The sequence below is a fragment of the Pseudanabaena sp. PCC 9330 genome, assembly GCF_055795045.1.
Window position 1 is genome coordinate 48,511 of record NZ_JAYFES010000113.1, and the last position, 24,659, is coordinate 73,169.

At 58.1% G+C, this 24,659-nt stretch carries 24 protein-coding genes, 1 pseudogene and 1 riboswitch; of the genes and pseudogenes, 10 read left to right on the forward strand and 15 right to left on the reverse strand.

Annotation, left to right across the window (positions count from 1 at the left end):
• Positions 1-62 precede the first annotated feature (62 nt).
• From psb29 to AC0QKW_RS16910, 4 genes are all read right to left on the reverse strand, one after another.
• Positions 63-806: a photosystem II biogenesis protein Psp29 gene (psb29, locus tag AC0QKW_RS16895; RefSeq protein WP_473152257.1), complete on the reverse strand. Its 744-nt coding sequence runs from the start codon at positions 804-806 to the stop codon at positions 63-65.
• Between the two features lie 141 nt (positions 807-947).
• The gene (locus AC0QKW_RS16900) at positions 948-1,952 is read right to left on the reverse strand and encodes a glycosyltransferase (RefSeq protein WP_473152258.1); all 1,005 of its coding nucleotides are present in this window, start codon (positions 1,950-1,952) and stop codon (positions 948-950) included.
• A gap of 253 nt (positions 1,953-2,205) precedes the next feature.
• Positions 2,206-2,640 carry a hypothetical protein gene (locus AC0QKW_RS16905; protein ID WP_473152259.1) on the reverse strand — a complete coding sequence of 145 codons (435 nt, stop codon included), beginning with the start codon at positions 2,638-2,640 and terminating at the stop codon, positions 2,206-2,208.
• Positions 2,641-2,902: 262 nt separating this feature from the next.
• The gene (locus AC0QKW_RS16910; protein WP_473152260.1) at positions 2,903-3,739 is read right to left on the reverse strand and encodes an SWIM zinc finger family protein; all 837 of its coding nucleotides are present in this window, start codon (positions 3,737-3,739) and stop codon (positions 2,903-2,905) included.
• Positions 3,740-4,021: 282 nt separating this feature from the next.
• Between AC0QKW_RS16910 and AC0QKW_RS16915 the strand changes: the two genes are divergently transcribed.
• Positions 4,022-5,359, forward strand: a complete 1,338-nt coding sequence (locus AC0QKW_RS16915) for a ferredoxin reductase family protein (protein WP_473152261.1) — start codon at positions 4,022-4,024, stop codon at positions 5,357-5,359.
• A 116-nt stretch (positions 5,360-5,475) separates the two neighbouring features.
• Positions 5,476-5,625 (forward strand): hypothetical protein, encoded by a 150-nt coding sequence (locus AC0QKW_RS16920; RefSeq protein ID WP_473152262.1) that lies wholly within the window; start codon positions 5,476-5,478, stop codon positions 5,623-5,625.
• A 33-nt stretch (positions 5,626-5,658) separates the two neighbouring features.
• Here AC0QKW_RS16920 and AC0QKW_RS16925 read toward each other — a convergent pair whose 3' ends face one another.
• The gene (locus tag AC0QKW_RS16925) at positions 5,659-6,525 is read right to left on the reverse strand and encodes a 6-carboxytetrahydropterin synthase (protein WP_473152263.1); all 867 of its coding nucleotides are present in this window, start codon (positions 6,523-6,525) and stop codon (positions 5,659-5,661) included.
• Between the two features lie 311 nt (positions 6,526-6,836).
• A riboswitch (Glutamine riboswitch) is annotated at positions 6,837-6,922 on the forward strand.
• Positions 6,923-6,967: 45 nt separating this feature from the next.
• Here AC0QKW_RS16925 and pirA point away from each other — a divergent pair.
• On the forward strand, positions 6,968-7,384 hold the full coding sequence (pirA, locus tag AC0QKW_RS16930; protein WP_473152264.1) for an arginine synthesis PII-interacting regulator PirA: 417 nt from the start codon (positions 6,968-6,970) through the stop codon (positions 7,382-7,384).
• 201 nt (positions 7,385-7,585) lie between these two features.
• Here the strand turns inward: pirA and ybaK are convergent, their stop codons facing one another.
• Together ybaK and AC0QKW_RS16940 are read right to left on the reverse strand one after the other, a co-directional pair.
• Positions 7,586-8,065, reverse strand: a complete 480-nt coding sequence (gene ybaK / locus AC0QKW_RS16935) for a Cys-tRNA(Pro) deacylase (RefSeq protein ID WP_473152265.1) — start codon at positions 8,063-8,065, stop codon at positions 7,586-7,588.
• An 8-nt stretch (positions 8,066-8,073) separates the two neighbouring features.
• Entirely contained in the window at positions 8,074-8,463 is a 390-nt protein-coding gene (locus AC0QKW_RS16940) for an Alr5209 family pentapeptide repeat protein (RefSeq protein WP_473152266.1), read from the reverse strand.
• Positions 8,464-8,712: 249 nt separating this feature from the next.
• Here AC0QKW_RS16940 and AC0QKW_RS16945 point away from each other — a divergent pair, with 249 nt between their 5' ends.
• Positions 8,713-9,672, forward strand: coding sequence for a DMT family transporter (locus AC0QKW_RS16945; protein WP_473152267.1), 960 nt, complete (start codon positions 8,713-8,715; stop codon positions 9,670-9,672).
• Positions 9,673-10,006: 334 nt separating this feature from the next.
• On the forward strand, positions 10,007-10,639 hold the full coding sequence (locus tag AC0QKW_RS16950; protein WP_473152268.1) for a hypothetical protein: 633 nt from the start codon (positions 10,007-10,009) through the stop codon (positions 10,637-10,639).
• 195 nt (positions 10,640-10,834) lie between these two features.
• Here AC0QKW_RS16950 and AC0QKW_RS16955 read toward each other — a convergent pair whose 3' ends face one another.
• Positions 10,835-13,219, reverse strand: a complete 2,385-nt coding sequence (locus tag AC0QKW_RS16955) for a ribonuclease R family protein (RefSeq protein ID WP_473152269.1) — start codon at positions 13,217-13,219, stop codon at positions 10,835-10,837.
• Between the two features lie 680 nt (positions 13,220-13,899).
• Here AC0QKW_RS16955 and AC0QKW_RS16960 point away from each other — a divergent pair.
• Positions 13,900-14,061: pseudogene (locus AC0QKW_RS16960) on the forward strand (MFS transporter); the annotation flags it as partial.
• Positions 14,062-14,321: 260 nt separating this feature from the next.
• Here AC0QKW_RS16960 and phoU read toward each other — a convergent pair.
• Complete coding sequence (gene phoU / locus AC0QKW_RS16965) at positions 14,322-14,987, reverse strand: phosphate signaling complex protein PhoU (RefSeq protein ID WP_473152270.1); 666 nt, start codon at positions 14,985-14,987, stop codon at positions 14,322-14,324.
• A 244-nt stretch (positions 14,988-15,231) separates the two neighbouring features.
• On the opposite strand from phoU, the gene psaM reads away from it, so the two are divergent.
• Positions 15,232-15,327 carry a photosystem I reaction center subunit XII gene (gene psaM / locus AC0QKW_RS16970; RefSeq protein WP_275337355.1) on the forward strand — a complete coding sequence of 32 codons (96 nt, stop codon included), beginning with the start codon at positions 15,232-15,234 and terminating at the stop codon, positions 15,325-15,327.
• A gap of 223 nt (positions 15,328-15,550) precedes the next feature.
• On the opposite strand, the gene pyk is transcribed toward psaM, so the two are convergent.
• Positions 15,551-17,338 carry a pyruvate kinase gene (gene pyk, locus AC0QKW_RS16975; RefSeq protein ID WP_473152271.1) on the reverse strand — a complete coding sequence of 596 codons (1,788 nt, stop codon included), beginning with the start codon at positions 17,336-17,338 and terminating at the stop codon, positions 15,551-15,553.
• Between the two features lie 323 nt (positions 17,339-17,661).
• Between pyk and crtR the strand changes: the two genes are divergently transcribed.
• Positions 17,662-18,549 (forward strand): beta-carotene hydroxylase, encoded by an 888-nt coding sequence (gene crtR, locus AC0QKW_RS16980; protein WP_473152272.1) that lies wholly within the window; start codon positions 17,662-17,664, stop codon positions 18,547-18,549.
• A 78-nt stretch (positions 18,550-18,627) separates the two neighbouring features.
• On the opposite strand, the gene aroH is transcribed toward crtR, so the two are convergent.
• Both aroH and sppA read right to left on the reverse strand, forming a co-directional pair.
• Positions 18,628-19,005 carry a chorismate mutase gene (gene aroH, locus AC0QKW_RS16985; protein WP_473152273.1) on the reverse strand — a complete coding sequence of 126 codons (378 nt, stop codon included), beginning with the start codon at positions 19,003-19,005 and terminating at the stop codon, positions 18,628-18,630.
• A 159-nt stretch (positions 19,006-19,164) separates the two neighbouring features.
• The gene (gene sppA, locus AC0QKW_RS16990; RefSeq protein ID WP_473152274.1) at positions 19,165-20,013 is read right to left on the reverse strand and encodes a signal peptide peptidase SppA; all 849 of its coding nucleotides are present in this window, start codon (positions 20,011-20,013) and stop codon (positions 19,165-19,167) included.
• Positions 20,014-20,327: 314 nt separating this feature from the next.
• Here sppA and AC0QKW_RS16995 point away from each other — a divergent pair, with 314 nt between their 5' ends.
• Positions 20,328-21,335: a DMT family transporter gene (locus AC0QKW_RS16995; RefSeq protein ID WP_473152275.1), complete on the forward strand. Its 1,008-nt coding sequence runs from the start codon at positions 20,328-20,330 to the stop codon at positions 21,333-21,335.
• A 53-nt stretch (positions 21,336-21,388) separates the two neighbouring features.
• Entirely contained in the window at positions 21,389-22,462 is a 1,074-nt protein-coding gene (locus tag AC0QKW_RS17000) for a glycosyltransferase family 4 protein (RefSeq protein ID WP_473152276.1), read from the forward strand.
• A gap of 11 nt (positions 22,463-22,473) precedes the next feature.
• On the opposite strand, the gene AC0QKW_RS17005 is transcribed toward AC0QKW_RS17000, so the two are convergent.
• The 3 genes from AC0QKW_RS17005 to AC0QKW_RS17015 form a co-directional block, all read right to left on the reverse strand.
• A complete protein-coding gene (locus tag AC0QKW_RS17005) occupies positions 22,474-23,142 on the reverse strand; it encodes a DnaJ domain-containing protein (RefSeq protein ID WP_473152277.1) in 669 nt (222 codons plus the stop codon).
• A gap of 93 nt (positions 23,143-23,235) precedes the next feature.
• On the reverse strand, positions 23,236-23,871 hold the full coding sequence (locus AC0QKW_RS17010; protein ID WP_473152278.1) for an ATP-dependent Clp protease proteolytic subunit: 636 nt from the start codon (positions 23,869-23,871) through the stop codon (positions 23,236-23,238).
• 54 nt (positions 23,872-23,925) lie between these two features.
• Complete coding sequence (locus AC0QKW_RS17015) at positions 23,926-24,609, reverse strand: ATP-dependent Clp protease proteolytic subunit (protein WP_473152279.1); 684 nt, start codon at positions 24,607-24,609, stop codon at positions 23,926-23,928.
• Positions 24,610-24,659 lie beyond the last annotated feature (50 nt).

Here is a 24,659-nt window from a genome sequence, read left to right on the forward strand (position 1 = left end):
GCCAGATAGCAACCCGTCCACCCATGGACGGTTGCCTCTGCCCATCTCTCCAAACTAGGAGACTATTCAGCCACTTCGGTAGACTCGCCAGTGGTCGCTACAGGTTCAGTAATGGCTTCGGCCTCGGCTTCAGCAGCCTTTTTGCGGTCTTCACGCTTTTTGCGATCGGCGGCGATCACGTCTTTCATCACCTCTTGGGCCTGGGCAAACTTCTCCAGGTTGCTGCGGTAGAGTTCGACATCCTTTTGCAGCTTGTCGGTAGAGAAGTTAAGCTTTTCGCCCAGGCTCTTAAACAGCGCTTCGACGGTCTCTTTGTCCTTTAATTCGTCGTCTTTGGCGACGGCTTCTACCAGGGTGTAGAGACCAATGCCAAAGGGGCGGCTGTACTTAAACTTTTCTTTGCCCGCTACGGCAGATAGGGTACCGCGCAGGCCATCGCCACCATCACTCAGATTCTCAAACTGTCCTTTAAGGTCGTCGAGAGAGAGCCCATTTACGGTATTTTTGACCGCTTCGGCGTCACCCCGATAATGCTCAGGAGTGCTGTTGATCGATCGGCACAAAGCATTAAAAATGGAGGCCTTGTCGGCCTCAGGCTCGTAGCCCACCATGAAGCGATCGAAGGTGGTGACCACGCCCAGGGCGTAGATAGGGTCGTAGGCAAAGTCAACGTTGACCGAGAGCAGGTGCATTTCTACCATCAACTCGTCTACCACGCGCCGATAGATGGAGTTGATAGGACGAGTGTGGTGGGCGTAAAAGTCGCGCTTGGCGTCAGATACGGTGCGTACGGGTGCGTTGTTCACAGCCTAGGGTTCAAATATTACAGTTCTTATATTGTCTCGTGTGACTGTGCCTTTGCCAACCTACTAGCCAAAAGCTGGGGATCGCAGAGTCATAGGTGGTCTGTGGAGGCAGGCATCCAAGCTCCCCCGCCTCCCGACTCCCTACCCCTGGGATCTCCCTAGCTTTTTGCGAACTTTAGTGACGGTACGCCGCAGCCACAGGCGAGCCAGGCGCGATTGGGTCAGGTCATGAATGTCGGCGGGGTGCTTGGCGCGGTAGTCGAAAAACTGGTTGATCTCTTTGAGAATCACCGCCAGCCTTGGCATTAGGGCGTCGGCGCGGTAGGGGGCTAGATCTGCTGGGGTCATGGCAAGGGGGACAGGAGTTTGGCAGGCGGTGAGAATGCGATCGCAGTCATACCCCACCGAGTGCACGCCGATCTTGTAGCAGTTAAACCCAGGGTCTAGATAGTCGGCTAGCGCTCCGTTGACGCTGCTAAAGACCTGGCAACCGCAGGCCATCGCCTCCATTGGGGGCAGACCAAACCCCTCGCTCACCCGGCTTAGCGCCCAGTATTCTGCCGAGTCGTAGAGAAAGACCTTGCTGCGGTTGAACAGCACCGAGAGGTCATCCACAAACCCGGTCAAAGTGACCACGTTACAGCGGGTTTCTAGGGCTGGCACCAGCTGGTTGAGGAGATAATCTGACGACTTGCGCACCTGCACCAGCACGTCGATATCCCTGGGCTGGGCTTGGTTAGTAAACTCCGGCGAAATCTGGTTGGGCAGATAAAACAGCAGCCCCGTGGGCCGTTTTTGCCCCCAGTAACCCATAGAGTTGCGGCTAACGGTGAGAATCGGAATCTCCCCCGGCAGGGTAAACCCGTAGCCACTGCTGTGGGCGTGATAAACCACTTGGTGGCCCCGCAGTCGCTTCACCAGGCGGGGAATGTGAAAACCCCAGCTCACCACAAAAATGCTGTTGTCAAGATTGGGCTGCCGCAGCAGGTCGTCGAGAAACAAGGTGTCTGACTCCCGCTGGTCGTAGGTGACCACCTCGGCAGAGCAGACCTGCTGGGCCAGCTTGAGCATCTTAAGCTCAGCAAACAGCCCGCCACAGTGGTAGCGCTTGCCGGTGCCCGGCACAAGAAAATAGAGGTGACGCATGGGGTTGGCGATCCTGAGACTCATCCAACCACTATGATGCTTGCTGGAGAACGCCTTAGGGCATTTCATCCCCAAAACATCCCAATGCAGACTGAGCCAAAGCCTGATTTCGGCCCTCGGCCCCTCCTAGTGAGGCCCCAAATCGAAATTAAATTGGTCTGGGGGTGGGCCAGGCTAAAGTTGGGCTGCGAGGCCAGCGAGGAATCTGGAGTTTTTCCACAGGCCAAACCCCACAGTTGGACAGGAATGGGGTTTATCTAACCGGAACAGGGACGAGTTGACCAGCCCAGCGCCGCCGGCTGTAGACCTGAAACAGCTGCTTGCGTCGCCGCTGCCGAGGCGGGCCGGTCAAAATCGCCAGGCTGTAGGCCACCAGGTAAACCCCAGCCCAAATACTGTAGGCATGGACAGACACAGTCCACTGAGGGCCACCGTTATAGACTAGGAGCCGGGTGCCCAGGTCTGCGAAATAGATGCCAAATATCGCCCAGCGCACCAGCGGAAAACACTTTCTCGCCAGGGGATATCGAGCTGAGCCGATAAATAAGACGGGGTATTGAAGATACATCAATAAAAAGAACGCCATGGCAAACACAATGCCGATAGCCGCCAAAATTGGGTGGGTTTCCCCTTGGGAATGCAGGGTTAGGCCAATGGCCAACAATATAGCCGCAGTCACGTTGCTCATCGCGATCCCTTCAACAGTCGCTGTTTTATAGCAGAGATTGTTCTCGGAGATAGAGTTCCCAACCTCGGGCAAAGTTAGTCAACTCAGCAATTTCTTTAAAGTTGCGTCAAGGTGAGCCCTGATGGGGAGTGGTCAGCAATCACCGTGAGTTTCCCCCAGATTGGCATAGCACTATTTTTTGCCGGTGACGCCCAAGGTGATGTCTGGGAATTTTCCTTCCCCATGGTAGGCACGGCCCACCCTCCAGCGCCGAGGATGTTGTCTACAAGCGGTCTTTGTTTTTGCTGCGCACCCGGTCGTAGAGGCTTTCCATCGCCTCAATAAACGAGTTGTCACGGCTCCAAAAAGCGGGAAAATCGCCCTGCTTTTTGACCAAAATGGCAGGCACTGCCGATGGCGTGGCGACTTCAATGGTCTGGGGCAGGCGCTTCTCTCCCTGCCAAAACGCCTTCAGGCTAGGAGCCGACGCTTCGGCGACCTGGGGCTGGGTGTAGTAGTGCTCTACGGGGTCGGGGGGGCACACCTGGGCCGAGAGCTCTGCTGAGAGAGCCTGGCCGAGGGGCGATTTGGCTAGCTCTGCCTGGAGCTCGGCCCTGGGCAACCCTCGCAGCTCGAAGAGCAGGAAGGGATCGCGATCGAGCTCGGCAGCAATCAGGTAATAGACCCCGGCGATGTGTTTGCAGGGGTTGCTGTAGTCGGGGCAAGAGCACTGGGTCTTAAAGTCTTTGGCGCTGGCGGGCAGCAAGTTTAGCCCCAGGGTTTTGAAGCTGTCTTCGATATTGTTGGGCATTTCGTTTAGCAGCAGCCGGGAGATCAGGCTGGCTTTGGAGGCGACCAGGGCGATCGCCGCTGCCCACTTGGCTTTGCTGATGGGGGCAAAATCAATGGTGGTTGTGTAGAGGGGTTCTTTGGTTACCCCAAAGTAGGGGTTCACCGACCCGCGCACATTGGCGGTGACCAACCCACCGTCAATCTCAAAGCTTTTGACCTTGCCGCCGCTGGCGTAGGAGCGCCCCCGCTGCAATCGCCCCGAGTCGGTCAGGCGCTCGATCGCATCGATAAAGTTTTTTCCCCACCAAGTGCGGCTAAACGTTGCCATCGCCAAGGTCCAATGCTGGGTTTATTGTAATCCGAGCTTACCCATCGGGCAGGGTAAGACCGCTCTTGCCATCGGCCGAGCCTGGTCGTTAGTCATACCCAGTCTGGCTCAGAATCTGTAGGTTTTGCTCAGGGCCCCTTAACCTCTCGGGTTAGATGGGGTCTATCGGTGCGATCGCTCAAGCGCGAGATAGCGTTCTCTCTCGCTAACCCATCCTCGGGCAGATGTACTCTCGTCAGCGCTTCGATAAAGTTCCGAATGACAAATTCCTAGGGGTCATTTATGCAACGCCTGTTGATGCACAACCCCATCGCCGTGGCCGCCCTGTGGATTGTCGCCTACGTGCTGATCTGCCTGTTTCCGCTGGCGGTGGCGCTGTTGCACCCTACCCCGGTGAATCGCAGCTTCTGGGTGGAGTTTTCTGTCGCCCTGGGCTTTATTGGCCTAGCGATGATGGTACTCCAGTTTGTGCTGACCGCCCGAGTCAACCGCATCGAGACGTCCTACGGCAGCGATATCTTAATTCAGTTTCACCGCTTTACCTCCCTAGCCGCCTTTGCCATGGTGGTGGTGCATCCGATCATTCTATTTATCCACGACCCCGAGACGCTGCAACTGCTGAACTTTCCCCAGGCACCGCTGCGGGCACAGTTGGCCACCATCGGCACCCTGGCATTTTTGGTCATGGTGGTGACCACTATCTGGCGACAGCCATTAAAGATTCCCTACGAACCCTGGCGGCTGTTGCACAGCGTGCTGGCGGTGCTGGCGGTGGGCTTTGGCTTTGGCCACGCCATGCTGGTAGGCAACTACCTGAGTCTGTTTTGGCAGGTAGTGCTGTGGTCTGGGCTGGTGCTGGCGGCCCTGTGGCTGATCGTCTATGTGCGGCTGGTCAAGCCCTGGATGATGACCAAAAAGCCCTACCTGGTAGAAGCGGTGATTCCCCAGCGGGGCGACGTCTATACTCTGGCCCTGCGTCCCCACGGCCACGACGGTTTTACCTTCGAGCCGGGGCAGTTTGCCTGGTTGACTCTAGGGGTCCATCCCGTACACATGCGAGAACACCCGTTTTCCATGTCCTCATGCGCGGATCAAGGCGATCGCATTGAGTTTGGCATTAAAGCGCTGGGCGACTTCACCAGCCGCATCAAAGACGTGAAACCGGGCACCAGGGCCTACCTGGATGGCCCCTACGGAGTATTTACCACCGAACGCTACTGGGACAGCGCTGGCTTTGTGCTGATTGCGGGAGGCATTGGCATTACGCCGATGTATAGCATGATCAAAACGGCGATCGCCCGTCAAGATGACCGCCCCTTCTTGCTGATCTATGCCGCCAAATCCTGGGACGAGTTTACCTACCGGGAGGAGATAGAGGCGATGAAAGACCAGCTAGATCTAACCATCGTCTATATTCCCCGCGAGGGCCACGACAGCTGGGAGGGCGACACGGGCTACCTAGACAAAGCCTTGCTCGATCGCTACATTCCCCTACACCGAGGCAGCCGCCAATACTTCATCTGCGCTGCCCCAGTGATGATGGACGCGGTAGAAGCCGCGCTGTTTGACCTAGATGTGCCTGTACCCAACGTCCATATGGAGCACTTCAATCTGGCTTAGATCGTTCTAACAAAAGGCTCGCCCACGATATCGCCGCAACTGACCCAGCGAGCCGAGTTTGCCCCTGGGCAGGAATGTTGTTTGAGCTGGAATACTGATAGGAGATAGGAGACCCTATGCGCTACAGCATCATGCTGCAAATCGTGGTGGGCACCACGCTCATTCTAGTGGGAGCGGGGGCTTTCTTTGGCTGGTTGCAAACCCGTCCGACCGCAGACCCCAGCGCCTCTCGCCTGGGTATTGCCAGCCCCTTGGCCCAGGGTTAGAGGTCTGGGCTATTGCCTGCGAATTGATCGGCTCTACACCGCTGCCAACTCAGGCTTAGCCGCCACAGCGCTGCCGTCTAGGGGCACCGATGCGTAGACTTCGGCAGAGTTGTTAGGGCTTTCGATTAGCTTCACCTTGTGCAAGCTAGCGCCTAGGTCAGCGATCGGCCCTTGCAGCAGGTCGCGAATGTGGACTGCGATATTCTCGGCGGTGGGCACCACCTCGGCAAAGTAAGGAATGTCTTTGTTGAGGAAGGTGTGGTCGAAGGGCTCTACTACGTGATTATCAATGGCAGATTGGAGGGCAACTAGGTCGACCAGCATACCGGTGCGGGGGTCGATTTCTCCCTTGACGGTGACCTCTAGGTGATAGTTGTGGCCGTGGCCATTGGGGCGGGCGCACTTGCCGTAGATCTCGCAGTTTTCTTCGAAGCTGAGGCGGGGCGAGGCCAGGCGGTGGGCGGCGCTAAAGTGGGTGCTGACGGTGAGAAAGGCTTCCATGGCGTTACCTGAGTAGTCGGACCAGAGTTCGGGATGCTCGAAAAGCTGAATGTTGACGATGGGCAAATGGGGGGCGAGGCGATCCCAGATGGCTTTGGCCATAAATTCGGTGGTGGGCAGGGTGCGCTCAAACTCGGGCCAGACATCGTTGAGGTAGGCAAAGTCAAGCTGGCTGGTGACTTCTTTTTTGATCACATGCTTAACGTCAGACAGGTTGAGCACCATGCCGTACTCATCGAGATCGCCCTCCATGGCCACGTAGAGCACGTAATTGTGGCCGTGACCAGGGGCATTGGCGCAGAGCCCGAACTGCTGAATATTTTCAGCCTCGCTGAGCTCGGGCAGCCAGTAGCGGTGACTGGCAGAAAACTGCGCCCGGCGATTGATAATGCATTTCATAGATGGGGCAACCCCGCAGATGGTGGGAGGCAGTTGTTAAGCAACTGTTACATATCCAGCATAGTCTAATGGCGGCAGCCCGACAGCATGGGCACGGCGATCGCGGCCATTTCCGCCCAGACAAGTCTCGCCTCTGCCTGCGGGAGATTTTGCTCTCGAAAGTAAAGAATTGCAGCGTTGCGATCGCCGCCCTTTTAACGCCCAAGCCTTGTCTAGCCAGGCTTTCACACCGACGGATAGGGCATGAGTCAAAATCCCATGAGTTGCTGACATCTGGAATATTCGGTAAAATCGAATACAGAAAGTAAGTTGACGTTCATCTGAGGCCATCCGGGGCATGTTGCTCCCGTCGCGCCCTAGACGGAAGTAAGGAGCCTGACTCCTGAAGGAACGCACCCTGCTTAGGCAGTTTGTTAAATCCTTAGTCAACAGGAGGCGTGACATGAAACTTTGCTATCGCGGCGTAGATTACGACTATAACCCGCCTTCTCTCGAAGTGCGTGACAGTGAGCTGACCGGGTGCTACCGAGGTCGCCCGACTCACTTTAAGTATGTGAGCCACATGCCGGTACCCCAGCCGGTGGCCAACTACACCTATCGCGGTGTGGACTACAGCACCAATGCCCTAGGGCAGGTACAGCCTCCGACGGAGGTGGCCCAGCGTCAGCCCATTTTTCAGGCCGGGCGCGCGGCCGCAGGCTCAGGGCTAAAGGCGCGGCGACATCTGCTGCGCGAAGCGACGGCGGCCCACCGCGTCAACGTTCAACAGTCGATCCAGCATCGTATTGAGGTGGCTCGTTCTCAGGGGAACGATCAGCTGTTACGTCAGCTTGAGGATGAGCTACATCAGCTCGCTTAGTTTGCGCCGTCGATTCAGCTTTGTGCTGTAGCTGGAGCAGTGAAAGGCATTCCGAAAGGGGTGCCTTTTTTTTGATCACACCCTGTTGTGTGCTGGCAGGCAAAGCGGGCGATCGCCACTCACCTCGTCCCCAAACGAGTACCACAGCCAGGGCAGCCCCCGATCACTTCGCCCGCTGAGGCTGGTGGGTATGACCGCCGGTTAAGGGGCCATACGGGCGATCGCGCCTACCGTTCCCTCGGTTGCCGTCAGGTAGTCTGGGGGGGCCAGCCACAGCATTAGCCCCCGCTTGCCCGCCGACACCGCCACCCGGTCAAAAGTGAGGATTGACTCATCTACATACACTGGGTAAGCCTTTTTGGTGCCCAGGGCAGTGACGCCGCCGCGAATGTAGCCGGTGAGGGGCTGCACATCTTTGAGGGGCACGGTGTCGGTCTTGCGATCGCCCGCCAGCACCGCTAGAGCCTTTAAATCGAGCTGGGCACTGCCGGGGATGACGGCCAGGCAGACGCCGCTGCGATCGCCCTTCACCACCAGCGTCTTAAACACCTGCTCCGGCGGCAGGCCCAGTTTGGCTGCCGTGCTCTCAGCGGCCAGATCGTCGGGGTCGACGTCATACTCCAGCAGGTCGTAGGGCAGCTGAAGGCGATCGAGCAGGCGGGCGGCATTGGTTTTGCCCATGGTGTCTCCTAGGTGCTGCGATCGCTCGTCAGCCCCCCCTGCACTGGGTCAAACCCAGCTGGAAAATGAGTCTCCTGGGGGTCGTAGTCGGCGGCGGCGAGGGTTGCCCCGGTGAGGTTGGCCGTCTTGAGGTTAGTGCCAATCAGCATGGCTCCGCGCAGATCGGCCCCAGACAAATCGGCCTCAGCCAGATTGGCATAGCTCAGGTCAACCCCGCGCAGGTTAGCGCCGGTTAGGTCGCTGCCACTGAGGTCGGCATAGCTCAAATCAGCTCCCTTCAGGTCAACCCCGGCCAGGTCGGCCTCTGAGAGCATCAGGTTGGCAAAGTCGCGCCGTCCAGCGGCGTAGGTTTGCAGCAGCGCCACGGGGGTGGTGATATCGGCTACGGGCTGGGTCATGGGCAAGGCTGAACTAAACTCCTTTAGCTTAGAGGCTAGCGGGGGGCATAGGCCGCCGTTGTAAGCATCTTTTACGTGGCTCGGTATGCAGCCGTGGCCATCCCCAGAGCGGTTAAGCGAGGCCATCACCTAGCGGGCCGCCAGCTGAGACATGACATCGACTACTTTTGCCCCGCGACTTACCCCTTATTCTGTTGCTGAGAGGGCGCCCTTGAGAGGTTGTCCTGAAAAATAAATGAGGAGTTGGTAGTGCAGGGATTTTTGATCGTGGTGTTGGGTTCACTCTGTCTGGCCCTACAAAATGTGGTGGTGCGAGTCATTTTTTCGGAGAGCAGTTTGCTGGGGCAGGCTACCTGGGGCGGGCTGCTACCGCCGACCCTAGGGAATTCTCTATTGGTCTTGCAGCTGCGATCGCTGCTGATCTTGCCAGTTATGATCTGGCTCGCCTACCGACTGTACCCGACCACCACCCAGGCCCTGCACCAGCTACGCCAACCCCAGCAGCGATCGACCCTAGGGCTGGCATTGCTGGGCAGCAGCTCGTTGTATATCGCTATGGCCCTGCTATTTGTGGCGATCGCCTCCATCCCCGCCGGGGTAGCCACGGTGTTGTTTTTTACCCATCCAGTGATCACGGGGCTGCTGTCATGGCTGGTGCTGGGCCAGCGCCCCAGCCGTCTCCGGCTGATGGTGACGGTGGGCGTCTTGATCGGCTGCGGGCTGGTAGTGCCCAGCTTCGCGGGGGCAGCGGACGGGGCGCTGGGCCTAGGGGTGGGAGCGGCTCTGGGGGCCAGCTTGGCCTACGCCACCCAGACCGTGGTAGCGCAGATCTGCTTTCGGCAAATTCACCCCGTGCCCTACACCCTGATCAACTTTGCTGTCATGGCCTTGCTCTCAACCCTGAGCCTGGCGTTTGTGACCATTGAGGTACCCCTGGGGCAGTGGGGGCCGCTGGGGCTGCTGAGCCTGCTCACCGCCGGGTTGACCTTGCTGGGGCAGCTGTTTTACAACATCGGCATTCACCTGGTGCGGGCGGCCTCCATGGCGATCGTGGCGGTGAGCAATCCGGTGTTTACCGTGGTTATTGCCTGGGTGGTGCTCCAAGAAAGCCTCCAGGCCCGTCAGGTAGCGGGCATCGCACTGGTAGTAGCCAGCATCGTCACCCTAGGGCAAGAGCACCTGGGGCAGCGCGATGCGCCCTCGACCTAAGCGTGTTCCAACTAATAGCAAAGCAAGTCCGAGTCACCTAACCCCAATTGCCAAAAGGCCAAACCGCAGGGGCAAATGGCATTCGCCCTGTCAAATCGGTGGCAGTCAAGCAGAATTTGATATAAATACTTGTCTAATAATGTCTGAAATTTCACCGCGACCAGACCGACGAGCCAACGCTGAACCCAGGCGAGAAAGTCGTTGATAACTTGAGGCATGAAGAAGAATATTGTCTAGTCGAAACACCCTTAACCGTCATCAATTGCTCAAAAAGTTAAGCAGACTTGCTCAGCCAGCGGTATGCTAAGGCCGTTTATTGCGTGTACCAAACCCCGTGGTTAAAAACCGATCTGCGGCCCTGGCGGCGGCATTGTTTATTCCGGCAGCGGTGGGGCTCCTGTACCAGGCTGTCCAGCCCCAGCCCTGGCCTGATCGACTGCTGTCTATAGCTTTAATGCTGATGAGTCTAGAACAGGCTCATATGGCCCGCTTCGACCTGCAACAGGTGGATCGGGTAGAGCGGCATCAGCCCGATCACCGACTACAGCGATTTCGGCGGGTGGTTTGGCTCACCATTGCCGGTCAGGTGGTGGGGTTTTCGGTGGCGGCACTGGGATACCTAGGCTGGGGCATGGCGCTGATTTTACTCAGTCTGGTGGAGTTTAACCTAGCCGCAGGTGTTCGGCTAGAGCCCGACAGCCCGACGCCGATTCAGCCTGGAGGCTGGCGATCGCGCTTTCCGGTGCTGGTGTTAGATGTCATCACTCTGGTGCTGGCGCTACTGTGGATCGCTAAAACGGCCCAGTCTTGGGTAGCGGGCGGAGTATTTACCATCACCATGGTCTATGGCGGTAGCAAACTGGTGAGCTATCTTACTGCCGCCCTGCGATCGCAGGGCGCAACTGGCTCAGCGATCCATATCGCCCACACCGCTCAAGAGCATCCACAGCCCCCCCAGCAAAATTAGTAGGGCGGTGCCGCCCATTGCTGCATCTAGCCAGGGGGTTGGTGCCATGAGAATCACTGCCGCCGCAAACGTTTAGGGCCAAATTCTACTGCATTTAGACTGGGGAGAGGCTGAAGTCTGATGCAGGTGCAATGGTTTGTCAGCACAGCCCTAGTCCTTCAGGTGACCTTCCCAAGGCTGGCCACCTGCCCCCTACTACTCCTCGCTCTCATCTCGAACGGTGTCACTGGCGATGGGCTCGCCATTGTCATCTTCGCTGTAGCCGCTGTCCTCATCGTCGGGGGCCTGGCTGCCGCCGCCGACGGCCACCAAGTCGATCTGCTGGCGATAGTAGTCGACACTCTTGACCTGCACATCGACCTTGTCGCCAAGGCGATATTGCTGGCGATTTTTGCGGCCCACGAGTTTTTGCTGGCGGGCGCGGTACTCGTACCAGTCGTCCTTGAGCGAGCTAACATGCACCAGCCCCTCTACCAGCAGCTCTTCGATCTCCACAAAAAAGCCGTAGGACTGCACCCCGGTGATCAACCCGTGGAAGACCTCGCCCGTGTGCGATCGCATAAACTCGGCCTTCTTCAGCCCCTCCAGGTCAGACTCAGCCTCTTGGGCCAGCCGCTCGCGCTCAGTCAGGTGAATGGCAATGCGGGGCAGGTCATCCTCTAGCTCGTGCTGAATTTCGGGGGGCAGCACATTCCAGTTGACCTGGCCGTGGCAGGAGCTGTGGCGCAGGTTGGCCGGGTCTTTGGAGCGGGTGGAGCGGCGATCGCGCCCCGACTCAAACACCGCGTGCAAAATGCGGTGCACCAGCAAATCAGCGTAGCGGCGCGAGGGCGAGGTGAAATGGGTGTAGCCGTCGCTCAGCCCCAGGCCAAAGTGCAGGTCGGCATGGACACTGTAGAAGGCGGGCTGAATAGTCTCCAGCAGCAGGTAGGTGAGAATTTTTTCGGCCTCCGAGGCAGCAAATTTCTCCACAAACCCTTGGTAGTCCTTGGGCTGGGGAGAGGTTTCATCCGCCAGCGTCAGCTGAATATCCATATTTTCGGCCAGCTTCACCAGCTCCTGCACGTCGGGGGCGTCGGGGGCGCGGTGCAGACGGTAGAGGGCAGGCACCCCCAGGGCCTTGAGCTGCTGAGCCACCAGCTGGTTAGCTAGCAGCATACACTCGGTGACAATCTGGCGAGAGGGCAGGCTGGTGGCCGTCACCATCACCCCTAGCAGCCCCTCGTCGTCGTACTGAAACTTGGGCGATCGGTAGTGGGCCAGGGGCTCGCCCGCATCGGCGGGAAAGTCATACTCCGGCAGGTTGAGCTCGAAGGAGCCCCGGTGCAGCCGCTGACGCTTGATGGCCTGGCTCAGGTAAAGCAGGTTATCAAGCAGGTCGTACACCGGCTCCAGCGATTTTAAGGCTTTGGGTTTAATACCCAAGCTCGTGATCACATCGGTGTTGTCGCGCTCAATCACCGCCTGGGCCTCTTGGTAAGAGATTTGGTGGTCAACGGCGACTACCGTCGGCTGCACCTCATACTCCAGTACGGCACCAGTGTCGTCTAGGGTGACCAGCACCGAGATGGCCAGCCGATCTTTGCCCGCCAGCAGCGACCCCAGCGGCCCCGATAGCGGCGGTGGCAGCATGGGAATGACCTCATCCCCTAGATACACCGAGGTGCCGCGCTTAGCCGCCTCCTGGTCGATGGGGGAATGGGCCTCGACGTAGTGGGCAATGTCGGCGATGTGAATGCCCAGTCGCCATTGCCCGGCGGTGGTGCGCTCTAGGGTAAGAGCATCGTCAATCACCTGGGCATTGGGGCCATCGATGGCGACGGTGAGCACCTCGCGGAGGTCGACCCGGTCTTTGAGGTCGGCCTTGAGCACTCGGGTAGGCAGATTTTGCGCGGCGGTCATCACCGCGTCAGAAAACTTGCGGGGCAGGTCGTGCTTGCAGTAGACAATGTCGATGTCAGCGGCAGCTTCGGCGTCGCTGCCGAGCACCAGAGCCACCCTACCCTGGGGCGGATGCTGACCCAGGGGGTAGCGGACAATTTCTACATGGGCTAGCTGATCAACGGCCTCCGCCAGGGGACTGCCATTCTCCACCAGGGCTAGCTCAAACAGCAGGCGATCGTCGAGGGGCACGGCGCGGTATTCTTCGGCCTCCTGCTTGACGCGGGCCAGCACTGAGGCGTTGGCCCGCTCAAGAATGAGCTGCACTTCGCCCTCGGGGCTGCGGCGACGGCTGCCCTCCTTAGTGACTTTGACCAAGACGCGATCGCCATTCCAGGCCGTATTCAGCTGGCTTTCGCGCACGTAGATATCGTCGGCCCCTTCCTCATCTTGAATGGCAAAGCAAAAGCCCTTGCTAGAGCAGCGCAGTTTGCCTTCAACTACATTTTCCGCCAGGTCGCGGCGATACTTGCCCCGCTCTTTGACCAGCACCCCTAGACGCTCTAGGGCATCGACGGCGATCTGTAAATCGCGCTGGCTGGCGTCATCGTTGCAGTGGAGCTTTTTTTCTAAGGATTTTAGGGTGTGGGTCTTGTCTTTGGCAAAGCTGGCCAGGAGAGCCGCGATCGAGAGTTCCATGTAGCGAATGGTTCCTAAAACTGTTCATGACTGGAGTGCCCAGGCCAGGCGATCTGCCAACATCAGCAACGCTTGGCCAAACTACCCGCCTGCGGCAACGCGACAAAACCACAACCCATGCTGGAGTTGGCGCTGTAGCAAAATCGGCCCTAACCGCACTCTCAAAGCACCGCTGGAGATGACCAGATGCCTGGCCTTTGTCCGCAGCCGAAAGTACAGCCGACGCCAAAGTGTAACCGCTACAGCTGTAGATGAACCGGGCTTTGGGTGGCAACGCAACCCTGGGCAGGCCCACAGGGAGGGCATTCATACCCCCAGACCACGTTACCTTTCCAGTTTCTCAGGAAACGGGACGCTGTCAAACCTTTTTGTCAATGATAGGCAACGTTTTGTAAATGGCCTTGGGTGTCGAGTTTCAGGTCTGCCCCTGTCAGGGTGTTGGCACTCACGGCGATGGTGCGGCACTAAACCAGCTAACGGGCCAATTTCTAGAACTTAAACAGCTCATGGTCTGGCCTTGCGTCGGTAGGCCCAGGCTGCTGCCATTCCCTAGGCTTGCAAAGTCAAGATCTCCTGACATATTCGATCTAGAATTGCTAGTTTTCTAGGTAGACCTCCCCCTATGGGCTTGTTTGATCAGGGCAGTTCTCCCGCCGTTAAGCATTTCGAGTCATTCCACCATGGCTACACCTAACCCAGACTTTCCTCACTGGGAAGACGCCGATCCGGCCCTGCGGATGCGGCAGCACAATCGGCTCTTTGGGTGGCTGGCGATCGCGGCAGGGCTGATTTTCTTACAGGGCTACATGATCGCGCCGCTGATTCCCTGCCTGGCCGAGATTGCTCTGGCGACTGCGCCAGTATGGGTCGCTCTTTGACGACCAAACGGTTGCCAAGCGGGCATCGTCACCGATCTGGGAGAGGGCCACAACCTAGGGCAAACCATGGACTTAAAGGTGTTCACCATTTTTACAGGCTTTGGCTTTGGCACTTGGGTCTTTGGCGAAGCCCTGCGCTGGGGGTTTGCCCCACATTGCTGGCCTTGAGAGGTATCCATCAAAGCCATATTTTGCCTCATCCACGCCCCATCTCCCCCGCTCCCCTAAGTTCTCTCACCCGTCACAATGTAGGCCACCCGCTTGCCAATGTTGGTGGCGTGGTCGGCAATGCGCTCTAGGTAGCGAATGGCGAGCACCAGCAGCACCGTTGGCTCAACTGAGCCGACTAGGTCAGTCTGGTGGGCTAGCAGGGCGTAGAGTTCGTCGTAGTCGGTGTCGATGGCGTCGTCTTTTTGCTTAATCTCTAGACCTCTCTCAGCATCGAGGTTGGAGACTGACAACAGGCTCATAGCCACCATCGACCGACAGCGATCGAGCATGGTCTGCACCCGGCCCATCAGCGGGTGTACCGGGTAGGGAAAGAGTTTAATCGCCACCTCACCAACGTCTTCGGCGTAGTCGCCGATTCGCTCTAGGTCGCGAATCATCTGCATAAAAGCCCCGATGCGGCGCAGTTCTTCGCCCTCCGGCGACTGGAGAGTAAACAAGTGCATACAGTCGAGCTCAATCTGACGATAGAACTGGTCGACCTGCTTGTCGTGGGCCTTGAGTTTTTGGGCGGCGTCGAGATTGCGATCGCACAGCGCTTCCCTGGCCAGCACGCAAGAATTTTCGACTAGCGCGCCCATGCGCAGCAAATCTCGCTGCACCCGCAAAATCTGTCGGTCAAAGTCGCCGCGCACCGGCTGAGCTGCATTCACATCAAACATTACTGAGAGGTACCACAGATAGTAAGGGTAGCCGCTGGCTGGCCTAAGCCTACCAGCCCAAGCCGGGGATTGCTACAGCCCAAGGTTTGACTTTGCCCAGCTCTAGCCCCATTAAGCTCTGTAACAGTTAGACCCATGACCCTCGTCAGCGCCCCCATCTTAGTTAACAATCGGTCTAGACCAAACGCCCTGGTTTCAGGGGGTTTAGTTGAGCATTGTTTACCCAGCCTTGAGGAGTATTTACATGCCCCTTTCAGACACTCAGATTTTCATCGCCCTCGCCCTCGCGCTGTTGCCGGGTATTCTGGCATTTCGCCTGTCTACCGAACTTTATAAGTAGGTTAAGGTGTCAACGCACCTGTTGGCGCACTAGCGCCCCTATCTAGGGTAAAAACTATAGTTGACAAAGGGGTTTGGTACTCAAGTACTAAACCCCTTTGTCATGGAACCACAACATTGAGTCTAAGGCCAACGCTGGGGACAAAAAATCTTCGTTTTTTTGATCCCCTCCCCAGGGCGCTCTGCGACCCTAGAGAGGGGTATCTTTATTTCCTAGAAAGCTCCTAAAAGCTCATGGCAGGCTCGTTCTTAATCAGCCCCAGCGCTCCAGAGTAGATCAGTCCGCGCCGGGTATCGAGGGTGAGAATGCTGCCGTCGCGAATGAGTTCGGTGGCATTTTTGACCCCAACAATTACTGGCACCCCCAGCCGTAGCCCAATCACCGCCGCGTGGCTAGTAGGGCTATCGTCTTCGGTGACAATGCCCCCCGCCCGCCGAATGGCGTCGACAAAATCGGCGCTGGTGTGGGGCACCACCAAAATTTCGCCGTCGTTGAAGTCGTTGACCTCCAGGCTGTTGCGGGCCACTCGAGCCCGACCGCTCACTGAGGCCTCGCCAATACCAACACCACGACCCAACACCGCCGTCACCACATCGACCTTGATCAGATCGGTAGAACCCGAAACCCCCTGCAGGGTGCCCGCCGTCAGCACCACCAGGTCGCCGTCATTGAGCAGCTTTTTCTCCTGGGCTACACCCATCGCCGCCTGAAAGGTCTGGGTACTGGAGGGCAGATCTAGCACCAGCAGCGGCCGCACCCCCCACACTAGTTGCAGCTGACGGGCCACATGCACGTGGGGCGTGACCGCCAAAATCGGGGTGTGGGGACGATATTTTGATACGTTGCGGGCGGTGGCCCCAGATTTGGTCAGGGTCATAATGGCGGCGGCATCGAGCTGGGCGGCAATGCGACCCACCGCCTGACTGATAGCGTTGGGAATCGAGCGAGCACCGACTTCTTTGCGATCGCCCAAACTCAGCCCCTCCTGCTCGGTACAGACCGCCACCTTCGCCATGGTGGCCACCGCCTCTACCGGAAACTTGCCCACCGCCGTCTCGTTGGAGAGCATGACTGCGTCGGTGCCGTCGAGAATAGCATTGGCGATGTCAGACACCTCGGCCCGGGTAGGGCGCGGGTTATTCACCATGCTGTCGAGCATCTGGGTGGCCGTAATCACCGGAATGCCAAGGGAGTTGGACATGGCGATCAGCCGCTTTTGCAAAATCGGCACCTCCTCGGCGGGCAGCTCGACCCCCAGGTCGCCCCGAGCCACCATCACGCCATCTGAGAGGGAGAGAATCGCCTCCATCTGCTCGATCGCCTCGTGCTTTTCAATCTTGACGATCACCGGCACATGCTTGCCCGCCGCGCTGATGATCTCCTTGATTTCCAGCACATCCTGGGGGTTGCGCACAAAGCTCAGGGCCACCCAGTCGACTCCCTGGTTGAGGCCAAACAGTAAGTCTTCACGATCTTTGTCGGTGAGCGCCTTGACAGAGAGGTAGACCCCAGGAAAGTTCACCCCTTTGTTGTTCGACAGAGTACCCCCGACCACCACTCGGCAGTGCAGTTCCTGGGCCTCCAGATCTACCGACTCCACCTGCATCTCGACCTTGCCGTCGTCGAGCAAAATGGTGGCCCCGGCGGGCACTTCCTGAGCCAGCTGGTCGTAGGTCACACAGGCCCGCTCCTGATTGCCCACGATGATCTCGCTGGTGAGCACAAACGGATCGCCCTTGGCCAGTGCGATCGCCCCCTGCTCAAATTTGCCCAAGCGAATTTTAGGCCCCTGCAAGTCTTGCAAAATGCCTACGGGCTGGTTGAGCTCAAAGGAGATCTGCCGAATCAGACGAATGCTGCGCTGGTGGTCGTCGTGGCTGCCGTGGGAAAAGTTGAGCCGCAGGGTGGTAGCCCCCGCCTCAATCAGCGCCCGCAGCACGTCGGGATCTTGAGTCGCAGGGCCAATGGTGGCCACAATTTTGGCGCGGCGAAGGGGGGTGCGCAGGGGCATAGACAACCTCTACTGAGAAGGGAACGTTAGGGCAGAAAGCCTCGACTCAAGCTCTGAGCTGACAGCCGCCCTGAGCTAGCAGCCACAGGGCACAGGGATACTAGCATAAATGCCGATGGCCTTTACGCTTTGACCTAAAGCTAGAAAAAATCTCCGTCTTTTCACGGATACTTTTCTCCTGCCCCAGGGATGGGTAGCTGGTCAATCTTCGCGCCCATTGGGCAACGCCAAGGCCCCATCAGGCTAAGGCCATGTCACAAAACTTTATTATTCATGCGTCGTAACGTATACTACCGAAAATACTGGTGTAGGAGCGATGCGTCATGTCGGCGGCAGTTGAGCCCCTGACGATTAGAAAGACTGTACCCCCGGAGCTCTTAAAGACCGAAGGTGGGCTCAGTCTCAATACCCTCATGTTTATAGCCTCCGTTGGGCTAATCAGTCTGTCTACAGTGGGCTACTTTTGCTGGCACTGGGCAGGCTGGTGCGTGTTTTTGATGAATGTGCTGTCGCTGCATCTGTCGGGGACGGTGATCCACGATGCTAGCCACAACTCGGCTCACCGCAACCGTGTGGTGAATGCGCTGCTGGGCCATGGCAGCGCCCTGATTTTGGGTTTTTCGTTTCCGGTGTTTACGCGGGTGCACTTGCAGCACCACGCACATGTCAACGACCCAGAAAACGACCCCGACCATTTCGTGTCTACCGGTGGCCCTCTGTGGCTGATTGCCGCTCGTTTTTTCTATCACGAGATTTATTTTTTCAAGCGCCGCCTGTGGCGTAACTACGAGCTGCTGGAATGGTTTTTGGGGCGTCTCGTGGTGGGTTTGCTGGTGTTTACCGCCTGGCGGTTTGACTTTCTGGGCTACATCTTCAACTACTGGTTTTCGCCAGCGCTGGTGGTGGGCATTGCGCTGGGGCTATTTTTCGACTATCTGCCCCATCGCCCCTTTGAAGATCGCGACCGCTGGAAAAACGCTCGGGTTTACCCCAGCCCCATTCTCAATCTGCTGATCATGGGTCAAAACTACCACCTGGTGCACCACCTGTGGCCCTCGGTGCCCTGGTACAAGTACAAGCCCACCTACGAGGTGATGCGCCCTCTGCTCGACCAGAAGGGCTCGCCTCAGTCTCTGGGGCTGCTCCAGATGAAGGATTTCTTTGGCTTTCTCTACGACCTAGTGCTGGGCATTCGGTTTAAGGGCCACTGAACTCAACCGAGCAAACGCAGCACAAAAGCCCGCTGAGGTCTTCAGCGGGCTTTTGCTTGGCCCTAAGAGGACCTAGAGCTAGCCAGCAATCACCAGATCGGGACGTAGATTTCTTGCTCCCCGGAGGTAGACGTGCTGCACTTTACCCTGGACGACGGGCAACTGCACATGCATCAGCACGCGAATGCAGCAGGGTAGACTGCCCTCGACATGCATGTGTTGCACATCGAGCAGAGCCACGTCGTCCCACTGGGGGCGCTGGCGGGCGATCGCCGCAGGAAAAACCGCATCTAGGTCTCGGGTCACTGAGAAGGTGGCGCTGATGATGCAGGCTGGGTCGAGCTGGTTGCGCTCTTCCAGCGCGTCTAACAGCTCTGTGACCGCTTCACCCATGGCGGCCTCTGTGTTGTCTGCCACCGTTACCGCTCCTCGAATCGCCCACATTCGCCAATCCACGCTGCAACCTCCAAAAGGTCAACTCTGAGCCTGAAACGCTTGCTAGAGTAGCAACCAGGTCAGATGGTTGACTGCATTTTACCGTTTTCATCGTACCAGGGGAGGCTCTAGAGCCAGGGATCTAAATCCCTACACCTAGAGGTAAAGCTGAGATAAGGCTCAGGGGCGATACAGCCACAGGGGCATACCGCTGGTGCTGCGCTCAAACTCCAGCCACTCTAGGGTGGCATTGAGGGCTGGTACCGATAGGCCGACCATCTGGCCACCGTTGACCTGACTGCTGCCAGGCACTAGGCGCTTGAGCAGGGGCTTTTTCTCGTCGAAGGTGATGCACTCTGTTTTGTCAGGGTCGAGGCCCACCAGCTCAGCGGTCCAGCGGCGGGCGTCTTCTTCGCTGCCCAGGCGATCGACTACCCCCAGCTGCACGGCCTGCTCACCCGTAAAAATTCGCCCGTCGGCAAAGCTGCGCACGGTGTCTTCGCTGAGCTGGCGAGCCTCGGCAACGGTTTTGACAAACTGGCCGTAGCTGACGTCGATCAGCTCTTGCAGAATGCCTTTTTCAGGATCGGTCAACTCGCGATCGAAGGCCAGAATGTCTTTGTAGGGCCCAGACTTGATCACCTTAAAAGAGACACCGACGCGATCGAGCAATTTCTCTAGGTTGTTGCCCCGCAAAATGACGCCAATGCTGCCGGTGATGGTGCCGGGGTTGGCCATGATGTGGTCAGCCCCCATGCCGATGTAGACCCCCCCCGAGGCCGAAATATTGCCAAAGCTAGCGACAATTTTGACTTTTTCTTTGAGCCGCTTGAGGGCGGTATAGATCTCTTGGGAGTCACCAACGGTGCCGCCGGGGCTGTCGATACGCAGCAGCAGGGCCGGAAATCGTCTTTCTTCAATGGTTTTGATGGCTTCGAGCAGGCGCTTGCGGGTAGCGGCGGCAATTACCCCGGTGACCTCAATACGGGCAATAGACTTGCGAGAACGGGGGGAAAATGGCCAGACCATAGGGTGCAAAAATGGATGAAGGGTAGACAGCACAGGGCTTGCCCAGGCTGCGCCCTATTGTAGCTAATACAACACTGCGCCGGGCGTATGGGCAGTAGCCTCAGATCAGCGGTACCGATAAAAATCTGAGACCGACAGCCCACCTAGAACTGCGTTAACATTCCTTAAAGAAATTCTTTGCCAAAAGCCGCAGTCTCAAAAGCATCTCAACGTTTGGATGCTTCAGCGTTTTTGGGAATGTGTCGATAACCAACTGGCTAAGGCCATAACAGCCGCTGCGGTCAGCGCTTAACCATCGCCTCCTTCTCCACTCTATGGATTCTCCCGCTGCTCCCCAACCCGTCACTCGCAACCCCCTGGTGCTGATTGCCCCCTTCTTTTTGTGGGGCACCGCCATGGTGGCGATGAAAGGGGCTATGCCCCATACGACTCCCTTTTTTATGGCGGGTGTGCGGTTGCTGCCCGCTGGGGTAGTGGTGTTGCTGGTCAGCCTGCTGCTGGGTCGTCCCCAGGCTATTAGCCGCCAGGGGTGGCTCTGGGTGGCTCTGTTTGCCCTGGTGGATGGCACCCTGTTTCAAGGCTTTTTGGCGGCGGGCTTGCAGCGCACCGGGGCCGGCCTGGGGTCGGTGATGATCGACTCCCAGCCCCTGGCGGTGGCGGTGATGGCGCGGGGTCTGTTTGGTGAGCACATCGGCGTCCTGGGGTGGATTGGGCTGCTGTGGGGGATCGCGGGCATCAGCCTGCTGGGGCTGCCCGACGAGTGGATTTTGTCGCTGCTCCACGGTGATACCACCTGGCTGACGGGGGGTACTGCCCTCAACACGCTGCTGCAAGGGGGCGAGTGGCTGATGCTGCTGGCGGCCCTGTCAATGGCCACAGGTACGATTTTGATTCGCTATGTGTGCCGCCATGTGGACCCGGTGGTGGCGACGGGTTGGCACATGGTGCTGGGGGGTATTCCTCTCTTTGGGCTGTCGGCTCTGGGGGAGGTGCAGCCTTGGCAGGGGCTGACGGGGGTAGACTGGGGAGCGATCGCCTATTCGACTCTATTGGGCAGCGCTCTGGCCTACGGTATTTTCTTTTTTTTGGCCGCCCAGGGCAACCTCACCAGCCTCAGTGCCCTAACCTTTTTGACGCCGGTATTTGCCCTGCTCTTTGGCAATCTATTCCTCGGCGAAACCCTCAGTTCTCTCCAGTGGGTGGGGGTGAGTTTCACGCTGGTTAGTATCTATTTAATTAACCAGCGCGATGCCCTGACCCAGCGGGTACGCCAGTGGCTATTGGCCTATGAAGCCGCGACTCGACCGGCGGAGTCAGACTAGCAGCCCTGGGCAGCCACGTGGGTCTGCCCCTACTCCTTACCCTTCGATTTTCCATGCCATCCCGTCGCCTTCTCCTCGTTTCTACCCCTGTCGGGCCGCTGGGGTCTGGCCTGGGGGGCGGTGTGGAGCTGACGGTGCTAAATCTGGCCCAGGGCCTGCGATCGCGCGGCCATGAGATTACTGTCCTAGCACCTGAGGGTTCTAGCCTGGGAGGCATCCCCCTGGTGACCGTTGCCGGACTGTTGCAGCCTACGGCCCACACCCAAGGGCGAGACGCGGTGGTCATGCTGCCTGCCGACAGCGCCCTGGGCAATATGTGGCACTACGTCCAGCGCCACCAGGGCGAGTTTGATGCGATCGTCAACTTTGCCTACGACTGGCTGCCCTTTTACCTGACAGAGTTTTTTGCCACGCCCGTGGCCCACTTTGTCACCATGGGGTCGTTGAGCAATGCTATGGATGAAGCGATTCAGCAGGTGGCGGGGCGGTTTGCCCACCACCTTGGGGCCTACACCCGCACCCAGGCCGAGACCTTTGGGGTGGCAGAGGCCTTCGAGATTCTCGGCAGCGCCATCGATCTGACAGCCTACGAGTTTTGCCCTACTCCCGGCGATGCCCTGGCCTGGCTGGGCCGCATCTCGCCCGAGAAGGGTCTAGAAGATGCCCTGGCAGCGGCAGCGTTAGCCCAGGCACCGCTGAAGATTCTCGGCAAGATTGAGGATGAGGGCTACTGGCGGCAGATCTGCGATCGCTTTCCCCACGCCGCCGACTGCTATAAAGGCTTTTTGCCCACCGATGAACTACAGCACGTGCTGCGCCAGTGCCGCGCCCTGGTGATGACCCCACGCTGGGTTGAGGCGTTTGGCAATGTGGCGATCGAAGCGCTGGCCTGCGGCGTGCCGGTGATTGCCTACGCCAGGGGCGGCCCCACCGAGATCGTGCATCACGGCAAGACTGGCTGGCTGGTAGAGCCCGACAATGTGCAGGGGCTGAGAGAGGCGATCGCCAAAATCGACCAACTCGATCGCCACGCCTGCCGCCGCCAGGCCCAGGTCGAATACTCGCTAGACGCCCTCGCCACCCGCTTTGAGCAATGGTTCGAGACTATTTTACAATGCCAACCCTAGCCAAAATTGCCTCACTGGGCATGGGGCATGGGGTGCTGGCGGAGATACTCTAGCCGCTGAAAATCATTCAGCAATGCCTGGCGCAGAGACTTGTTGTGGGGGTCAACCCGACGGGCTTTTTTGAGGCAGACCTCTGCCTTAGGCAGATTACCTTGGTTGAGTAGATCATGGCCCCAGCGGTAGTAGGTAATGGCGTGCCACTGACGCACCTCGGGGTCTTCAGAAAAGCGCTGGGCGAGGCCTTCTACTAGGGCTACCGCACGGGGAAACCGCTGCTCACTTAAGAACTCGCGCAGCTGTTTGTAGCTATTGATCTTGAGCTGTTGATCGGTCTCATTTCCCCCAGGAATGGGGCTGACAGTAAACGTAATGTCTTCTGCCGGCGGGGCAGACGCAGGCTGAGGAACCACAGGCTCGGGCCGCTTAGGGGCTGTAGCAGTTGCTGAAGCCCGAGGGCCACGAGTAGGCGGAGGTGCCGAACGATTGGCAGCGGCGGGCAGCGCATCGGCTAGAGCCTGGTAAGCCTGGGTGACTTGAATAAACTTTTCTTTGGCCAGCTGGTCGCCGGGGTTGACGTCGGGATGGTAAAGCCGGGCCAAATTGCGATAGGCCAGCTTGACATGGTCAAAGCTGGCCCCGGTTCTCAGGCCCAGTATGCGGTAGTGATGAGCCAGCGCCATAGTTGCAAACTCGTTAGCAAAGGAGGGGACGTGTGCCGCCTCTATTTTGCCAACTTTAGGCAAAAGTGGCGCAACAAAAAATGGCCCAACCGGTTAGATCACCGCAGGCACTGGGTTAGCCAGCTCCTGCGTGCGCTCTTCGATCACGCGATCGATCAAGCCGTAGGCGACAGCTTCTTCGGCGGACATGAAGTAGTCGCGATCGGTGTCTTTTTGGATCTGCTCAATAGAGCGACCGGTGTGGCGAGCCATCATTTCATTCAGTTCTTGGCGCACCCGCAAAATCTCTTTAGCCTCGATCGCAATGTCGCTAGCCTGGAGCCGCTGTCGCCCGGTGCCACCCATGGGCTGGTGAATCATGATGCGGGAGTGGGGCAGGGCCACCCGCTTACCCTTGCTGCCCGCCGCCAAGAGAAATGCACCCATGGATGCCGCCAAGCCAAGGCAGATGGTGACCACGTCAGACTTGATGTACTGCATGGTGTCATAGATCGCCATCCCCGCCGTTACCGAGCCACCAGGAGAATTGATATAGAGATAGATGGGCTTGCTGTTGTCGTCAGAGTCGAGGTACAGCATCGCCGCCACGATGGAGTTGGCCAGGGTATCGGTCACCTCTTGGCCGAGGAAAATAATCCGCTCCTGGTTGAGGCGGGTGTAGATATCGACCCACTGGGAGTACTGGCTACCGGGCAAACGATAGGGAACTTTGGGAGTACCGATGGGCATGGTGTGCGTCTACCTAAAAATTAAAACTACAACTGCAAGATCGAACCAATCGGCCTAGACCCCGACCCCGGCGGGTACCGGCAGCTCTTTACGGCTGGTGAGCACCCGATCGATAATGCCGTATTCTTTAGCCTCTTCTGGATTCATGTAGAACATGCGGTCAGAGTCGCGCATGAGCTGCTCGGGGGTCTTACCGGTGTTCTTGGCGAGAATATCCATCATCGAGCGCTTGTTGTCGAGCACTTCTTTGGCCCGAATCTCAATGTCGGTAGCCTGGCCCTGGGCACCGCTGCGGGGCTGGTTGAGCACAATGCGGGCGTGGGGCAGACTGGCCCGGTAGCCCTTGGTGCCAGAGGCCAAAATAACGGCGGCAGACCCCATCGCCTGGCCAATGCAAATGGTGTGCACGGGGGGCTTGATGTAGTTCATGGTGTCGCAGATGGCAAAGGCTTCGGTGTCGTAGCCGATCATGTTGCCGTCGTACCACGAGGTGCCGGTAGAGTTGATGTAGAAGAAGATGGGCTTGTCGGGGTCGTCGAACTGCAAGAAGAGCAGTTGAGCAATGATCAGCTCAGTGACATCAATGCCCACCTGCTGCTTAACGTCATCCCCAGAGAAGAGGGGCAGCCCCAGATAGACGATGCGCTCTTTGAGCAGCAGCGAGGGCAGATCTGGAGGCGGCGTGCGGTACATTGCATCGCCATACGGTGCCTGCACGGCTTTTATCTCTAAACTCATAGACCGAAGACGCCCAAATACGCGTTTTTAACAGTGTAACGCGGTATAGA

Bases quoted from the DNA above. Each gene is read 5' to 3' on its own strand.
- pyk (WP_473152271.1), bottom strand. From the start codon at position 17,338: ATGCCCCTGCGCACCCCCCTTCGCCGCGCCAAAATTGTGGCCACCATT.
- AC0QKW_RS17005 (WP_473152277.1), bottom strand. From the start codon at position 23,142: ATGGCGCTGGCTCATCACTACCGCATACTGGGCCTGAGAACCGGGGCC.
- AC0QKW_RS17010 (WP_473152278.1), bottom strand. From the start codon at position 23,871: ATGCCCATCGGTACTCCCAAAGTTCCCTATCGTTTGCCCGGTAGCCAG.
- crtR (WP_473152272.1), top strand. From the start codon at position 17,662: ATGTCGGCGGCAGTTGAGCCCCTGACGATTAGAAAGACTGTACCCCCG.
- AC0QKW_RS16900 (WP_473152258.1), bottom strand. From the start codon at position 1,952: ATGCGTCACCTCTATTTTCTTGTGCCGGGCACCGGCAAGCGCTACCAC.
- phoU (WP_473152270.1), bottom strand. From the start codon at position 14,987: ATGTTTGATGTGAATGCAGCTCAGCCGGTGCGCGGCGACTTTGACCGA.
- pirA (WP_473152264.1), top strand. From the start codon at position 6,968: ATGAAACTTTGCTATCGCGGCGTAGATTACGACTATAACCCGCCTTCT.
- AC0QKW_RS16910 (WP_473152260.1), bottom strand. From the start codon at position 3,739: ATGGCAACGTTTAGCCGCACTTGGTGGGGAAAAAACTTTATCGATGCG.
- sppA (WP_473152274.1), bottom strand. From the start codon at position 20,013: ATGGTCTGGCCATTTTCCCCCCGTTCTCGCAAGTCTATTGCCCGTATT.
- AC0QKW_RS17000 (WP_473152276.1), top strand. From the start codon at position 21,389: ATGCCATCCCGTCGCCTTCTCCTCGTTTCTACCCCTGTCGGGCCGCTG.
- AC0QKW_RS16905 (WP_473152259.1), bottom strand. From the start codon at position 2,640: ATGAGCAACGTGACTGCGGCTATATTGTTGGCCATTGGCCTAACCCTG.
- AC0QKW_RS16925 (WP_473152263.1), bottom strand. From the start codon at position 6,525: ATGAAATGCATTATCAATCGCCGGGCGCAGTTTTCTGCCAGTCACCGC.
- ybaK (WP_473152265.1), bottom strand. From the start codon at position 8,065: ATGGGCAAAACCAATGCCGCCCGCCTGCTCGATCGCCTTCAGCTGCCC.
- psaM (WP_275337355.1), top strand. From the start codon at position 15,232: ATGCCCCTTTCAGACACTCAGATTTTCATCGCCCTCGCCCTCGCGCTG.
- AC0QKW_RS16915 (WP_473152261.1), top strand. From the start codon at position 4,022: ATGCAACGCCTGTTGATGCACAACCCCATCGCCGTGGCCGCCCTGTGG.
- AC0QKW_RS16995 (WP_473152275.1), top strand. From the start codon at position 20,328: ATGGATTCTCCCGCTGCTCCCCAACCCGTCACTCGCAACCCCCTGGTG.
- AC0QKW_RS16955 (WP_473152269.1), bottom strand. From the start codon at position 13,219: ATGGAACTCTCGATCGCGGCTCTCCTGGCCAGCTTTGCCAAAGACAAG.
- AC0QKW_RS17015 (WP_473152279.1), bottom strand. From the start codon at position 24,609: ATGAGTTTAGAGATAAAAGCCGTGCAGGCACCGTATGGCGATGCAATG.
- AC0QKW_RS16920 (WP_473152262.1), top strand. From the start codon at position 5,476: ATGCGCTACAGCATCATGCTGCAAATCGTGGTGGGCACCACGCTCATT.
- AC0QKW_RS16940 (WP_473152266.1), bottom strand. From the start codon at position 8,463: ATGACCCAGCCCGTAGCCGATATCACCACCCCCGTGGCGCTGCTGCAA.